Genomic DNA, 14,202 nt, shown 5'->3' with positions numbered 1-14,202 from the left:
ACCTAGCACCGTGAAATTCGGTTGCGGGCAGGGTTTCATATATGTGCTGATCGTATCCTCCAACAGGGAAAATTCAGTTTCCCTTCGCGTATTATGTCCGGTTCCATCGATGGAGTGGTTTTTTCAGGTTTGCTGTTTCACAATGTGGTTTCATGGTTCGTGACCGGAGGACGCAATGTTCGAATCTGCCCGCATGCCGCAAAAAATGACCAAAAAGTCCTTCAAGAAACTTGAACCGGAACTTCGGGAGGCCCTGTTGGCGGCGCAGCTTCCGGTGATTGAGAAGCAGCAGTTCTCCACACTCATCCTGGTTGATGGCCTTGATGGTGCCGGCAAGGGCGAGGCGGTTGCGCGGCTTTATGGCTGGATGGATGCACGGCATCTCGTCTGCAACGCTTATGGTGAACCCATGGATGAGGCCCGGTTGCGTCCGCCCTTGTGGCGCTATTGGCGGGACCTTCCAGCCAAGGGAGAAACCGCGATTGTTTTCGGCAGCTGGTATCAGTCCCTGTTGCGCGACCGCATTTACAAAAAGATCGACGAGGATGCTTTCGAGAAGGGCCTGGTACGAATCAGGCGTTTTGAGGAGATGCTGGCGAACGAGGACGTTCTCATCCTCAAGTTCTGGTTTGTCCTTCCCAAGGATGTTCAAAAGGAACGTCTGAAAAAGGTCGAAAAGAAGAGTGCCGGCCGGCATGTCTTGGCAGATTGGGCTGCCTTGAAGCACCACAAGAAAGCCAGTGAAACCGGCGAGAAAATCATCCTGGAAACCAGTATGGGGTTTGCCCCCTGGTTTGTGATCCCCTCGCAAGATCCGGAGTACCGCGACGTAGCTCTTGGGCAGACCGTCGCAAGATCCATGCAGCTCAAGCTTGAAGATGGCGAGCCCACCTCAGTCGCAGCGCCGCCTGTGGTGGGTGGGCTGAAACGGGAAACCGCGGTCGACGCAATCGATTTGACCGAGACACTGGAGAAGACCGAATACGAAGAGCTCAGAAAAAAGTATCAGGACCAGCTCTCCGAACTCTCAGACCGCAAGTCGATGTCAAAGACGGGTGTTGTCCTCGTTTTTCAAGGCAATGATGCGGCTGGCAAAGGCGGCGCCATCCGTCGTTTGATCCGGCCGCTAGACCCACGGATCTACAAGGTGCATTCGATCTCGGCGCCGACCGATGAAGAAAAGGCACGCCCTTATCTTTGGCGGTTTTGGCGCCGCGTACCGCGAAAAGGACACTTCGCGATTTTTGACCGGTCTTGGTACGAGCGGGTTCTTGTTGAACGTGTGGAGGGTTTTGCGGGACACGATGACTGGCTGCGCGCCTACAACGAGATCAACGAGTTCGAGCAGGAGCTCACGGACTTCGGATATACTGTATGCAAATTCTGGCTGGCCATTTCAGAAGAAGAACAGCTCCGGCGGTTTAAGGCCCGCGAGGAAACCGTGTACAAGCAGCACAAGATCACTGACGAGGATTGGCGCAACCGTCTTAAATGGGACCAGTACGCCATTGCCGCCGGCGATATGGTCGACCGAACTTCAACCCATTATGCCCCGTGGACGCTGGTTTCTGCGGAAAACAAAAAACACGCGCGGGTCAAGGTTTTGAAGACCATCTGCGACCGGTTGGATGAAGTCCTGTAAACTTGGCCGGGCTCATTTGTGAGCCCGACCCTGGATTGTCACGGGGCGCTCTAAAGAGCCCCGGCCAGAGTGTCGATCGCGGCCTGAACGCCGCCCTTTTCATGAGGAATGTCAAGCTTCGCAAGGCCGAGCTCGATCGCGGACAGCGTACCGAGCGTCATGACAGCGTTCACGTGACCCATATGGGCAATCCGGATGCCCTCATTGGAAAGCTCTCCGATTGTTCCTCCGATGGTGACGCCGCAAACTTCCTTGGTGAAGTCGCGCAGTGGCTCGGGATCTGTATCCTTGAGCCGAACCACCGTGACACTGTCGGAGCGATGGCGCGGATCTTCGATGTTGAATTCCAAAACACCGCCTTTGGCCCACTGGCATACGGCCGCCCTGGTCGCATCAGCCAGGAGCGTATGGCGGTTCCAAACCTGCTCAAGACCCTCGTCGAACACAAGATCGAGCGCTTTCCGGAACCCGAACAGCAGATGCTCCGGCGGTGTGCCGCAATATTTCTGGTAATGAACAGAACCCTGCCGGAACGTCCAGTCAAAATAGTTGGTTCGAAGATTGGCGGTTTCGTGTGCCTTGTCGGCCTTTGGTCCGGCGGCAACAAAGGAAAGGCCTGGTGGCGACATCAATCCCTTCTGGGAACCGGTCAAGGCGACGTCTATCCCCCATTCATCCATTTCGAACGGAATGCATCCGAGCGATGCGATGGTGTCGACCATGAAAAGAGCAGGGTGCTGGGCCGCATCAATAGCTTTGCGCAGAGCCTGAATGTCATTCCAGACTCCGGAGGCTGTATCAACCTGAACAACAAGGATTGCCTTGATCTCGTGACCGCTATCCTCCTTTAGGCGCGCCTCGAGTTTGTCCGGATCGACCGCTGCGCGCCAAGTCCCGGGCAAAACCTCCACACTCAAATCCAGGAGCTTTGAGGCCTCTCCCCAACCGGCTGCAAACAAACCGGAGTGAAGCGCGAGGATCTTGTCGCCCCGGTTGAGTGTGTTGGTGAGGGCGGCATCCCAGGCACCATGACCGTTGGCAGCGTAGATGTACGTCTTGCCCTCGGTCCGGAAAAGTTGTTTCAGGCCGGAAAGGCAAGCATCAGTGGTTTCCAGCAAGGGGCCTTCATAGATGTCAATCGCTGGCCGGTGCATGGCCCTCAAGACTTCTTCAGGGACATTGGTCGGTCCCGGAATCATCAAAAATTCCTTGCCATATCGCAGCGGCATGGCGGCATCCTCTTTTAAAACAGGGGCAGAGCCCCGAATGAGCTGAAATGAGTGCGGCCGGACGGGCCGGGCGGGTCAGTCTTCACAATTGCGCGCCAGAGGCTTTGGGTCAAGGGTGCATGTTTTTTGCTCCAATGGAAGCATAGATGCAAGCCTAGAGCAAAAAAATGCCTAATGGTGAATTCAGGTGATGAAAATCAGGCTTTTGGTGGCTATTTCGGTCGCGCAGATGCCAATGCTCGTTCGCCGGAAAGGCTGTGATTGTTTCGTAGGACAAATTCAGGGTCTGTTTCTTCGGAATCTGTCTTGTTTCCGTAAAGGAAATTATACAAGCTGATCGCTGGATAAGATCGTCAACTGGGCGGTGCAGTATGATTATGGTCGAAGAGGGGGCCAGCCCTCTTGTTTTGTGTTTGCCGCACACCGGTACAGATGTGCCGGCAGTGATCGGAAAGCGGCTGAATGCGACCGGCCGGTTGCAGACGGACTTGTCCTGGCGTCTTGAGGACGTCCTGCGGTTATCCTCCGACCTTGATGCAACGATTATCCGCTCAACGATTTCCCGTTATGTCATTGACCTTGATCGGGATTCTGAAACTCCTTTGAGCGCCGCCGAAGACCCGAAGACTGCGCTGTGCCCGGTGACCACCCTTGATGGCAAGCGCATCTATTTGGACGGGGAAGAACCGGGCGCAACAGAAGTCGAGCAACGGGTCCTGTTGTTTGCACGGCCCTTCGAAAAGGCTGTTCAGCAGCAGGTGTCTCGTGTGTCGAGGATGCACCGCAAGGTGATCGTGGTCGATTGCCAGTCCATGCGATCTCATATCAAAGGTGTGACGGACAAAGGCCTGCCGGTCATCAGTGTTGGCAGTGCAGAAGGGACGGCCTGCGATCCCGATTTGCTGAACCTGGTCGTCGGCTCCTTCAAGAGCCAGCAGGGATACACGGTCGGTGTCGATGAACTTGTGAAAGGCGGTCATTTGACGCGGACCTATGGGAGACCGGAGCGCGGCCTTCACGCCTTGTCGCTTTTGATTGCTCAGCGAGCCTATTTGCGCCACGAATCTCCGCCCTTTGAGCCTGACAAGAGCCGGGTACAACGCTTGGGAAATTTGCTTGAGGACACTTTTTCGCGGGCTATCGACTGGGCGCGCATGGAGAACAGTCGGTCTTATTCAAGCCAGCCATCGGCTGCACAGGAGCAGGAAACAGCTGTGAGCCCACTGACGGAAGACGAAGCCGCCAATGACACCCATGGGCCTGCAGGCGAACGGCCTGGCCAACCGCCGACAATGCTTCAGGTTGCCGAATAGGAGCTGATTGTTTGCAGGGAGAAGACCCTAGACCACGTTTTTCTCGACAATCGGACGATCAGCTGCCAAGCGGTCGAACGCCAGCGGCGTGAGATCCAGCGTCTGATAGCTGCCCGCAGCAATCAACTCTGATAGTCCGCGGCCGACGGCGGGCGATTGCTGCAGTCCATGACCGGAAAATCCAAGCGCCATGTAAAACCCGTCAACGCCCGCTACTCCGCCCAAAAACGCATTGTGGTCAAAGAGGTTCATATCGTAGGTGCCAGCCCAGGCAGCGCCCGGCTTGATTGCCTCGAAGGCGGGCACGCGATTGGCGAGAACGGGCCAGATGTGTTCTTCAAAGAGCCCATAATCGACATCGAAATCAGTCGCGTCCGGGTCTTGATCTGCTGGCGGTGCGGACCCGCAGATGTAACCTGTGCCCTCCGGGCGGACATAAGTCCCGGTCGGGTCGATGAGAAGCGGGAAGTTCGCAAGGTCATCCCGGCATTCGAACGTGAACACGCAACGTTTTTTCGGAACGATCGGCACCTCAATCCCGGCCTGGCGGCACAGGTCCGTGCCGCCGGAGGCTCCAGCGCAATTCACTACACACGGCGTTGAGACAGTGGCACCATCGGGGAGGCGCACAGACCAGTTTCCACCGGTTTCCTGATCGATCGCAGCTTTTCCGGACAGATAGTCCACGCCGAGAGACCGGGCCTTCTTGCGGAAGGCCTGCATCAAGCCGTAGCCGTCGAACCAACCTTCACCCGTGAGGCCATGACACCCTGCAGCCAGATCACTCGTATTGAGCCATGGAAATTTCGCAACAAGGCCATCAACATCATAATATCCGATGTCTGCGCCCAGTTGTTGCTGCAGTCGGTGGTTTTCCTGGAGGATGTGTTGCTTGTCCGGCGTTGCCAGAAAGAGATACCCGCCTTCATGAAGGTCAATCACAGGGCGGTCGCTATCAACCGCGAGCTGGGCGCCGATCCCCTGGAGGTACTTTATGCCGTAGAGCGAGATCTCGATGTTGATCGCGCTGGAGAATTGCTGGCGGATGGATGCTGCCGAGCGCGCAGAGGCGCAGATCTCATATGAGGGATCTGCCTCAACAACGATTATGCGCCCTGAAAAGTCATCGCGCTGGGCAAGATGACAGGCAACGGAAGAGCCCATGACGGCTCCGCCAAGGATCACGACATCCGCGGTTTGGTTCGCCATATAGCCCCCAGAAGAAGGAAGCGGGCCAGACGGCCCGCCTCAAAATTCAGTTCTTAGAAAAATGCCTGCAAGCCAGTCTGTGCACGGCCAAGGATCAGCGCATGAACATCATGCGTGCCCTCATAGGTGTTGACCGTTTCCAGGTTCTGGGCGTGGCGCATGACATGGTATTCCTCGGAAATCCCGTTGCCGCCATGCATGTCGCGGGCCTGGCGGGCGATGTCCAACGCCTTGCCGCAGTTGTTGCGCTTGACGATGGAAATCATTTCCGGAGCCATTTGACCGGCGTCGAAGAGCTGTCCGACACGGAGTGCCGCCTGGAGGCCAAGTGCAATCTCGGTCTGCATGTCGGCCAGCTTCTTCTGGAAGAGCTGGGTTTGTGCCAGCGGGCGGCCAAACTGTTCGCGGTCGAGACCATATTGGCGTGCGCGGGTCCAGCAATCTTCGGCAGCGCCCATCGCGCCCCAGGAAATTCCGTAGCGGGCCCGGTTAAGACAGCCAAACGGGCCCTTAAGACCTGATACATTCGGCAGCAGGGCACCTTCACCAACTTCCACGTTGTCCATCACGATCTCGCCGGTGATGGAAGCGCGCAGCGAGAGCTTGCCGCCAACTTTCGGGGCACTCAGGCCCTTCATGCCTTTTTCCAGGACGAAGCCGCGAATTGCGCCGTCATGAGCTTCGGACTTTGCCCAAACAACAAAGACGTCCGCGATCGGCGAGTTGGAGATCCACATTTTGGAGCCGGTCAGCTTGTAGCCGCCGTCGATCTTTTCAGCGCGGGTGCGCATACCGGCCGGGTCGGATCCGGCATCCGGCTCCGTCAGACCGAAACAGCCGACATATTCGCCGCTGGAGAGTTTCGGCAGATACTTGTTCCGCTGCTCTTCAGATCCGTAAGCGTAGATCGGGTACATCACCAGGGAAGACTGAACGCTCATCATGGAGCGGTAGCCGCTGTCAACGCGCTCAACTTCCCGGGCCACCAGACCGTAAGCAACATAGGAGGCACCCGAGCCGCCATATTCTTCTGGCAGGGTAACGCCCAGCAGGCCGAGTTCACCCATTTCGTTGAAGATTTCGCGATCGGTCTTTTCTTCGCGGTAGGCCTCGATGACCCGCGGAAGCAGCTTTTCTTGTGCATAGGACCGCGCCGTGTCCATGATCAGCTGCTCGTCTTCTTTCAGCTGGTCGCGCATATGGAATGGGTCTTGCCAGTCGAAAACGCCGCCGCCAGCTGGGGCTGATTTCACATTTGCCGGTGCATTCATAACAGATCTCCCGGGCCAATCAGGTGCTGGCCGCAATCGTTTCAAGGCGCCTTGTTCAAGGCAGATCATTCTATTTTAGCTAGAGTTGCGTGATTTATGTTTGCAGAAAAGCGAATTCTCCTCCATCATTCATTACCAAATGGAATGAACTGGGAAATTCTCAAGGTATGAAACGGGCATTTGTGCCGCCCGCAGACACCCTCATCGCGTTTGAGTGTGCGGCCCGCCATCTCAGCTTTACCCGTGCAGCAGAAGAGCTGCACCTGACCCAGGGTGCTGTCTCCAAGCAGGTTCGCCAGCTCGAAGACCGGTTGGGTGTGGAGTTGTTCCGCCGCGTACGTCAGCGGATCGTGCTGACTGATGCCGGGCGGCTATACCTTCATGACATCCGGGGCGCTCTGGAACAAATGACCCTCGCCACGCGGCAGGTGATGTCGTTTGCAGGCAGTGCGGATGTGCTCAATCTCGCGGTCTTGCCGACATTCGGCACCCGTTGGCTGGCACCACGGATCTCCGACTTCATCCGCCGGTATCCGGATGCCGGTCTGAACCTGAGCGTTCGGCTGCAGCCTTTCGATTTCGACGAAGAACCGTTCGATGGAGCCATCCACCATGGGGATCCCGTTTGGGCGGGTGCGATTGCTGAACATCTATTTGACGAAGAAGTCATCCCGGTCGCTTCTCGTGTTTTTCGGGACCGGCACAATATCCGTGTGCCGGAGGATTTGACGCGGGTGCCGCGCTTGCAATTGGCGACCCGTCCGCTGGCTTGGCGGCACTGGTTTGAAAGTGCCGGCGTGGAAACGGATGCGGCTTTCCAAGGTGCCCGGTTCGAGCAGTTTGTTATGATTACGGAAGCTGCGATCCACCACGCTGGTGCCGCGCTCATACCCCGCTTCTTTATCGAGCAGGAGCTCGCTTCCGGCCGCTTGGTGCGATTGTTTGATGTTCCGCCGGAGCATGAAACAGCTTACTTCTTTGTCTATCCGGAAGGCCGGACCATGCGCCCGGTCGTTGCGGCCTTCCGCAAGTGGCTGGCAGAAGAAGCCCGATCGGCGAGAACCGATCGGGAGACCATGTTGCCTGGTTAGAGCAGGTTTATTGTTTTTGGAGAGTCCTGTGAGCAAACGTCATTTACGTCTGATTCTAAACGGCAAATCTGCAGGCCGGGCCGATGTACGCTCCGCAGTCGATGCGGTCCGGAACATGGGTCACGAGGTGTCGGTACGCGTGACCTACGAAGCCGGAGACACCGAGCGGTTTGCTCTCGAGGCTCTCAAAGAGGATCAGGAGAACAAGATCGACGTTCTGGTCAGCGGTGGCGGCGACGGAACAATTCATGCTGTGGTCGATGGGGTGCTTGGCGGATTGGAGGCCGAGGACAAGCCCCCGTTTGCCTTCGCTGTTTTGCCGCTTGGAACTGCCAACGACTTCGCCCATCACATTCGGCTGGACCCGTCGGACATCGTTTCATCCTTCCGCTTTGCCGCAAGAGGGAAACCCAAGCCAACGGACATTGGAACGGTGAACGGCCGTGTCTTCGTGAATATGGCGACCGGCGGCTTTGGGACCAGGGTGACCGCGGAAACGGATCCAAACCTGAAGAAGCTGTTGGGTGGGGCTGCCTATCTCTTCACCGGGATCAACCGGTTTTCGGAACTTGCTGCCTGCGAAGGCCGGATCGAAACCGATGGATTTTCTTGGGAGGGAGCGTTCATGGCGCTTGCCATCGGCAATGGCCGCCGCGCCGGGGGCGGTATCAGATTATGCCCAACAGCAGAACTGGATGACGGATTTCTGGACCTAACCATTTTGCCGATGCCGGATCGAAGCCGGGTGACAGAGTTTCTGTCCATCGTGCTAGAAGGGGATCCAGAGCGCATTCCGGAAATCGCCATTATGCGCAAAGTGAAGTCGCTGAAGATCGAGGCAGATAACCAAGTCCAGGTGAACCTCGATGGTGAGCCGCTGCACGCTTCCAGACTGGAAATCGAGACCCATCCGGCACGAATTGAAATGATACGCTAGCGAATCGTTAGCGGGCTTTCTGTGAAAATCAATAAGGTCCTTAGTAGAAGTGCGGGGCAGGGTGATCGGCCTTAATGATGGATGTGAGCGCGATCACGCACTAATGCAATTGACAGCCGTTCGGGCAGATATTCGCAGCTCTTGAGGCCGAAAGTTCCAAAGGGCGAGCTCCAGACACGAGTACATAGGGCAAAGAGCTAAGCTGCAGTTACGTCAAGGTGTTTTTCTCAATGAGAAGTTTGTCTTGGCCTGAAAAACCTGCCTATGATCGCATGAAATCAACTGTGGTGTTTTTGGGAGGAAACACATGAAGGGACAGATGATGCATCGTCCGCTGAAAATTGCGGACCTCATCACTTTTGCTGCTGATACCTTTCCGGACAGCGAAATCGTTTCAGTACGAACCGAAGGTGATATTCACCGAACCACTTACGGCGAAACGGCCAAGCGGATCGCGCAACTGGCGCATGGCATTCAGGGTCTCGGGATCGAAGTTGGGGACCGCATCGCGACCCTTGCCTGGAACGGTTACCGCCATTTCGAGCTGTACTACGGGATCTCCGGGATTGGGGCGGTCTGCCATACTATCAACCCGCGTCTCTCCGCAGAGCAGATGATCTACATCATCAATCACGCCAAGGACCGTTTGCTCTTTGTTGATCTCACCTTTGTCCCGATCATAGAGAAGTTGCGCGAACATCTGCCTGAAGATCTGCGTGTCGTCATCATGACCGACCGGGCACATATGCCAGAGACTTCTCTGGCGGGTGTACTGTGCTATGAAGAGGTCCTGGACGGTCAGCCGGATCACATGGATTGGCCGGACTTCCCGGAAGAGACTGCCGCAGGCCTCTGCTACACTTCCGGCACAACGGGCAATCCCAAAGGAACTTTATATTCCCACCGGTCCACGGTGTTGCACGCCTACAGTTTGTGCGTCACCCTCCCGAAGGTCCTGCAGGAGGGCAGCCGTATTCTGCCGGTTGTCCCGCTGTTTCATGTCAACGCCTGGGGCTTGCCCTATTCAGCGCCGCTGTCCGGTGCGAGCATGATCTTCCCTGGCGGCGCGTTGGATGGCAAGTCCCTCTACGATCTGATGGAGCGAGAGAAGGTGTTTTCCGCATGGGGCGTTCCGACGGTCTGGCTCGGTCTCATGAATGAAATCAACCAGCGCGGCCGGTTGCCTGACGGTCTTGGGGATATCGTTGTTGGTGGATCTGCCGCGCCGCGCTCCCTGATCGAGGGATTTGAAAAGCAGGGTGTCAATGTCTGCCATGCCTGGGGCATGACCGAAATGAGCCCGCTCGGGACGCAAGGCAATCTGCCACCGCGCATGGACGACTGGGGCATGAAGGAGCGGATTGACCGAAAACAATCCCAAGGCCGCCGGGTCTTTGGTGTCGATCTCAAAATCGTCGACGATGAGGGCAACCGCCTGCCGCATGATGGCAAAACGCCGGGTCATCTCTATGTGCGCGGAAACTCGATTACGTCGGGCTATTTCGAGAACCCGGAAGCCTCAAAACTGGTTTTCGACGAAGAAGGCTGGTTCTGCACCGGGGATATCGCCGCGATTACATCTGATGGTTTTTTGGTCATCACGGACCGGTCCAAGGACCTCATCAAATCCGGCGGCGAATGGATCAGCTCGCTTGATCTGGAAAACATCGTCATGTCCCATTCCGGCGTTGCCAATTGCGCCGTGATTGCCGTGCCGCATCCGAAGTGGGATGAGCGCCCGCTGTTGATCATTCAGTCGAAAGACGACGATGCGCCACCGCCCAAGGACGAACTTCTTGAGATGCTGGGCGAGCATTTCGCCAAGTGGCAGTTGCCGGATGACGTGGTTTATGTCGATGCCTTGCCGATGACGGCGACCGGCAAAGTATCCAAACTCACTCTCCGCAAAAACTTCGCAGAAGGCGCAGCATGACCCCGGATAAACTGTTCAGTCTCGCCGGCAAAACAGCCCTTGTCACAGGTGGGGCAACCGGCATCGGCCGCATGGCCGCTGAGGGCCTCTGCGCAGCTGGCGCACGCGTCCTGATTGCCAGCCGAAAGGAGGAGGCTTGCCTGCGGGCAGCCGACGACCTCAACACGCTGGGCTATTCCGGCATAGTGGAAGGGTTCAGCGGCGATGTCGCGACCGAAGACGGAATAGGCGCTCTTACATCGGAAATCGCAAAGCGCACCGACAGGCTCGACATTCTGATGAACAATGCCGGGACCAGTTGGGGCATGCCGCTCGGCCAATTCCCCTATGAAGCCTGGGACCGGGTAATGCGCCTGAACGTGACCGGCCTTTTTCAACTGACCCAAAGCCTGCTGCCGATGCTGGAAGCGTCGGCCTCAGATGATGATCCCGCGCGGGTGGTCAATGTCGGCTCGGTGATGGGCGAAACCCCGCATGGCGACCGAGCGTACAGCTATGCGGCATCTAAGGCAGCTGTCCACCACCTGACAAAAATTCTGGCAAAGGAACTCGCGGACAAGCGGATCACCGTCAATGCGCTCGCTCCCGGACCGTTTGTCAGCAAGATGACGGCCTTTGCAACTGCGGACAAAGACACCCGCAGCCGGGTGGGAGCTCAAGTGCCGCTTGGCCGTGTTGGCAAGCCTGAAGACATCGCGGCAATCCTGCAGTTCCTCTGCGGGGCAGGCGGCGGCTATATCACCGGTGCAATCATTCCGGTCAGCGGCGGCATCAACGTGGAAACCGGTCCGGACCTGTTCCAGGAGGCCTATAATTGATACCGGATCTGGATCGAACTGACTTGCCTGTCGAGGCCCTGAGCGGTCTCGTTGGCAAAGAGGTCGGCGTGTCATCTTGGCATCGCATCGATCAGGTCATGATTGATGCCTTTGCGGATGTCACCAAGGATCATCAGCATATCCATGTTGACCCCGCAGCAGCGGCCAGCACACCGTTTGGTGGAACGATCGCGCACGGCTTTCTGACCCTGTCACTTTTGTCGGTGATGGGTCTTGAGGCGCAGCCCAAGATTAGGGGCATGACCATGGGGATCAATTATGGGTTCAATCGGGTCCGGTTCTTGAACCCGGTGAAATCTGGAGCCCGCATTCGTGGGCAGTTTGTCCTGAAAGAAGTCAAGGCACTAAAGCCCAGCGAGCTGGATATCACCTGGGCCTCAACCGTTGAAATCGAGGACGAGAGCCGTCCGGCACTGTCTGCGGATTGGCTGAACCGGTTCTATCTGGAGATCGAAGCCGCGTAAGCCGTGCAGGTTACGGAGGCATTTGTTGGGAGGCGAAATGCTTAAAAAACGCGAGTTGCCACAGGCTCTGCAGAATTTGCGGCTGCCGGTCGTCGCGGCGCCGCTCTTTATCGTGTCCTGCCCCAAGCTGGTGATTGCCCAGTGCAAGGCGGGTGTGATCGGAAGTTTCCCGGCGCTCAACGCCCGCGATGAAGACGGCGGTCCGGTCATGCTGGAAGCCTGGCTAAAGGAAATCGCTGAAGAACTCGATCGTCACAATCAGGCCAATCCGGACAATCCTGCAGCGCCTTTCGCGGTCAATCAGATCGTCCGCAAGACCAATGAGCGCCTGGAGCGGGACATGGAGATTTGTGTCCGCTGGAAAGTGCCGATCTGGATCACCTCGATGGGCGCGCGGGTGGATGTCAATGAGGCCGCGCATTCCTGTGGCGGCATTGCGCTCCATGACGTGATCAACAACACCTACGCCAAAAAGGCCATCGAGAAGGGCGCTGACGGTCTCATTGCCGTGTGCGCTGGCGCTGGTGGCCATGGCGGACCGCAATCGCCATTTGCCTTGATCCGCGAAGTCCGGGAGTGGTTCGACGGCCCGATCCTTGCCGGTGGTGCGGTTTCGACTGGAGAGGCGCTGCTGGCAGCGCGGATTCTTGGTGCTGATTTTGGTTATGTCGGCTCCCCCTTCGTGGCGACGCATGAAGCGGACGCGGCCGATATCTACAAGGACATGATGGTGGCTGGCAGTGCGGAAGATGTCATTACGACCGCAGTCTTTACGGGTCATCCGGCGACCTACTTAAGGTCATCGATCTCAAAGGTTGGTCTCGACCCTGACAATCTGCCGTCGGACTGGAAACCGTCGATCCTTCCGGACGGCGATGATCTGCCCAAGGCCTGGCGCGACATTTGGGGCGCCGGTCAGGGGATCAATGCGGTGAAATACGTCGGTCCGGCTGCCGAGGTCGTCAACCGTTTGGAACAGGAATACAAGGCGGCCATCTCCCGGATGCGCGCCGAGATTTGTTGAGGGATAGGTTATGGATCTTGGAGTAACGGACCGGGTGCGCCCGCTGATCGAGCAGGTGCGCCGCATGGTGGAAACCGAAATCGCGCCGCTGGATGCCGAATACCACGAGGAAGTCGGCAAGCATCCCTCCGGCGACCGGTTTTTGCACACCGACCGGCAGATCGAAATCCTGGAAGCGCTGAAGTCCAAGGCCAAGGAACGGGGTCTCTGGAATTTCTGGCTGACTGACAGCGAGCGTGGTTTTGGCCTAACCACGGTGGAATACGCCTATCTTGCCGAGGAAATGGGCAAGGTCGGCATCGCGGCGGAAGTCTTCAACTGCAATGCTCCGGACACCGGCAACATGGAGGTTCTGGAGCGCTATGGCACGCAAGCACACAAAAATCTTTGGCTGAAACCGCTTCTGACCGGAGATATCCGCTCCGCTTATTTGATGACAGAGCCGGACGAAGCCTCGTCCGACGCCACCAACATCGCTTTGTCCGCGGTCAAAGACGGCGATGAATGGGTGCTCAACGGCGAAAAGTGGTGGGCAAGCGGCGCGGGTGACAGCCGTTGCAAGCTTTACATCGTGATGGCGCGCACCGATCCGGACGCGCACAAGCACAGCCGCCATTCCATGTTCCTGATCCCGGCCGATGCGGATGGACTGGAAGTCCTGCGGCCGATGCATGTCTTTAATACAGATGATGCGCCGCATGGCCATATGCACATCCGCTTCACCAATGTGCGCGTTCCCGAAGCTGATCTCGTTCTGGGTCGCGGGCGCGGCTTTGAAGTCGCGCAGGGTCGTCTTGGCCCAGGCCGGATCCACCACTGTATGCGGGCGATCGGTCAGGCGGAGCGGGCGCTCGAACTCCTGTGTAAGCGGGCGCTGAGCCGGGAAGCTTTTGGCAAAAAACTCGCGGATCTCGGGGCCAACCACGACATCATCGCCAATGCGCGCATGGAAATCGAGATGGCGCGTCTGCTCTGCCTCAAGGCGGCCTGGATGATGGACACGCAAGGCACCCGCGCAGCGCAACCCTGGATCAGCAAGATCAAGGTCATCGCACCGTTGATGGCGCTGAAAGTGGTCGACGAAGCGATGCAGGTCCATGGGGCCGCCGGGATCAGTCAGGATTTCCCGCTGGCCAGCATGTGGGCGCATTTGAGGACCCTGCGCTTTGCCGACGGGCCGGACGCGGTTCACAGGCGTCAGGTCGCCCGGGTCGAGCTGCGCAAATACACCAACGCCGGGTGAGGTGTGC

Annotated in this window: 12 protein-coding genes; 9 read left to right on the top strand and 3 right to left on the bottom strand. The window is 57.5% G+C overall.

The window, feature by feature from the left end:
• The first annotated feature begins 175 nt into the window (after positions 1–175).
• Positions 176–1,642, top strand: coding sequence for a polyphosphate:AMP phosphotransferase (gene pap / locus SADFL11_RS16445; protein WP_040451266.1), 1,467 nt, complete (start codon positions 176–178; stop codon positions 1,640–1,642).
• A gap of 50 nt (positions 1,643–1,692) precedes the next feature.
• Here the strand turns inward: pap and SADFL11_RS16440 are convergent, their stop codons facing one another.
• Positions 1,693–2,871, bottom strand: a complete 1,179-nt coding sequence (locus tag SADFL11_RS16440; protein WP_008193403.1) for a pyridoxal-phosphate-dependent aminotransferase family protein — start codon at positions 2,869–2,871, stop codon at positions 1,693–1,695.
• Between the two features lie 371 nt (positions 2,872–3,242).
• Between SADFL11_RS16440 and SADFL11_RS16435 the strand changes: the two genes are divergently transcribed.
• The gene (locus tag SADFL11_RS16435) at positions 3,243–4,184 is read left to right on the top strand and encodes an N-formylglutamate amidohydrolase (protein WP_008196238.1); all 942 of its coding nucleotides are present in this window, start codon (positions 3,243–3,245) and stop codon (positions 4,182–4,184) included.
• 27 nt (positions 4,185–4,211) lie between these two features.
• Here the strand turns inward: SADFL11_RS16435 and SADFL11_RS16430 are convergent, their stop codons facing one another.
• Positions 4,212–5,393 carry an NAD(P)/FAD-dependent oxidoreductase gene (locus SADFL11_RS16430; RefSeq protein ID WP_008196471.1) on the bottom strand — a complete coding sequence of 394 codons (1,182 nt, stop codon included), beginning with the start codon at positions 5,391–5,393 and terminating at the stop codon, positions 4,212–4,214.
• A gap of 53 nt (positions 5,394–5,446) precedes the next feature.
• The gene (locus SADFL11_RS16425) at positions 5,447–6,664 is read right to left on the bottom strand and encodes an acyl-CoA dehydrogenase (RefSeq protein ID WP_081450536.1); all 1,218 of its coding nucleotides are present in this window, start codon (positions 6,662–6,664) and stop codon (positions 5,447–5,449) included.
• 167 nt (positions 6,665–6,831) lie between these two features.
• Between SADFL11_RS16425 and SADFL11_RS16420 the strand changes: the two genes are divergently transcribed.
• The 7 genes from SADFL11_RS16420 to SADFL11_RS16390 all read left to right on the top strand — a co-directional run bounded on the left by SADFL11_RS16420 (position 6,832) and on the right by SADFL11_RS16390 (position 14,195).
• Entirely contained in the window at positions 6,832–7,755 is a 924-nt protein-coding gene (locus SADFL11_RS16420) for a LysR substrate-binding domain-containing protein (RefSeq protein ID WP_008191628.1), read from the top strand.
• A 28-nt stretch (positions 7,756–7,783) separates the two neighbouring features.
• Positions 7,784–8,692 (top strand): lipid kinase YegS, encoded by a 909-nt coding sequence (gene yegS, locus SADFL11_RS16415; RefSeq protein ID WP_008195784.1) that lies wholly within the window; start codon positions 7,784–7,786, stop codon positions 8,690–8,692.
• 307 nt (positions 8,693–8,999) lie between these two features.
• Entirely contained in the window at positions 9,000–10,625 is a 1,626-nt protein-coding gene (locus SADFL11_RS16410; RefSeq protein ID WP_008191391.1) for a long-chain fatty acid--CoA ligase, read from the top strand.
• On the top strand, positions 10,622–11,443 hold the full coding sequence (locus SADFL11_RS16405; protein WP_008193168.1) for an SDR family oxidoreductase: 822 nt from the start codon (positions 10,622–10,624) through the stop codon (positions 11,441–11,443). The genes SADFL11_RS16410 and SADFL11_RS16405 overlap by 4 nt, the downstream gene beginning before the upstream one ends.
• Positions 11,440–11,928: a MaoC family dehydratase gene (locus tag SADFL11_RS16400; protein ID WP_008196061.1), complete on the top strand. Its 489-nt coding sequence runs from the start codon at positions 11,440–11,442 to the stop codon at positions 11,926–11,928. The genes SADFL11_RS16405 and SADFL11_RS16400 overlap by 4 nt, the downstream gene beginning before the upstream one ends.
• Positions 11,929–11,965: 37 nt before the next feature.
• On the top strand, positions 11,966–12,952 hold the full coding sequence (locus SADFL11_RS16395; RefSeq protein ID WP_008195757.1) for an NAD(P)H-dependent flavin oxidoreductase: 987 nt from the start codon (positions 11,966–11,968) through the stop codon (positions 12,950–12,952).
• Positions 12,953–12,962: 10 nt separating this feature from the next.
• The gene (locus SADFL11_RS16390) at positions 12,963–14,195 is read left to right on the top strand and encodes an acyl-CoA dehydrogenase family protein (RefSeq protein ID WP_008195739.1); all 1,233 of its coding nucleotides are present in this window, start codon (positions 12,963–12,965) and stop codon (positions 14,193–14,195) included.
• Positions 14,196–14,202 lie beyond the last annotated feature (7 nt).

It is taken from the genome of Roseibium alexandrii DFL-11 (genome assembly GCF_000158095.2).
Classification (GTDB): Bacteria; Pseudomonadota; Alphaproteobacteria; order Rhizobiales; family Stappiaceae; genus Roseibium; species Roseibium alexandrii.
This window is presented reverse-complemented; position numbering and strand designations above follow the sequence as displayed.

What these genes read in the sequence shown, in the direction of transcription:
- SADFL11_RS16390 (WP_008195739.1), top strand. Translation starts at nt 12,963, where the DNA reads ATGGATCTTGGAGTAACGGACCGGGTGCGCCCGCTGATCGAGCAGGTG.
- SADFL11_RS16440 (WP_008193403.1), bottom strand. Translation starts at nt 2,871, where the DNA reads ATGCCGCTGCGATATGGCAAGGAATTTTTGATGATTCCGGGACCGACC.
- SADFL11_RS16395 (WP_008195757.1), top strand. Translation starts at nt 11,966, where the DNA reads ATGCTTAAAAAACGCGAGTTGCCACAGGCTCTGCAGAATTTGCGGCTG.
- SADFL11_RS16420 (WP_008191628.1), top strand. Translation starts at nt 6,832, where the DNA reads ATGAAACGGGCATTTGTGCCGCCCGCAGACACCCTCATCGCGTTTGAG.
- SADFL11_RS16425 (WP_081450536.1), bottom strand. Translation starts at nt 6,664, where the DNA reads ATGAATGCACCGGCAAATGTGAAATCAGCCCCAGCTGGCGGCGGCGTT.
- SADFL11_RS16410 (WP_008191391.1), top strand. Translation starts at nt 9,000, where the DNA reads ATGAAGGGACAGATGATGCATCGTCCGCTGAAAATTGCGGACCTCATC.
- SADFL11_RS16405 (WP_008193168.1), top strand. Translation starts at nt 10,622, where the DNA reads ATGACCCCGGATAAACTGTTCAGTCTCGCCGGCAAAACAGCCCTTGTC.
- pap (WP_040451266.1), top strand. Translation starts at nt 176, where the DNA reads ATGTTCGAATCTGCCCGCATGCCGCAAAAAATGACCAAAAAGTCCTTC.
- SADFL11_RS16430 (WP_008196471.1), bottom strand. Translation starts at nt 5,393, where the DNA reads ATGGCGAACCAAACCGCGGATGTCGTGATCCTTGGCGGAGCCGTCATG.
- SADFL11_RS16435 (WP_008196238.1), top strand. Translation starts at nt 3,243, where the DNA reads ATGATTATGGTCGAAGAGGGGGCCAGCCCTCTTGTTTTGTGTTTGCCG.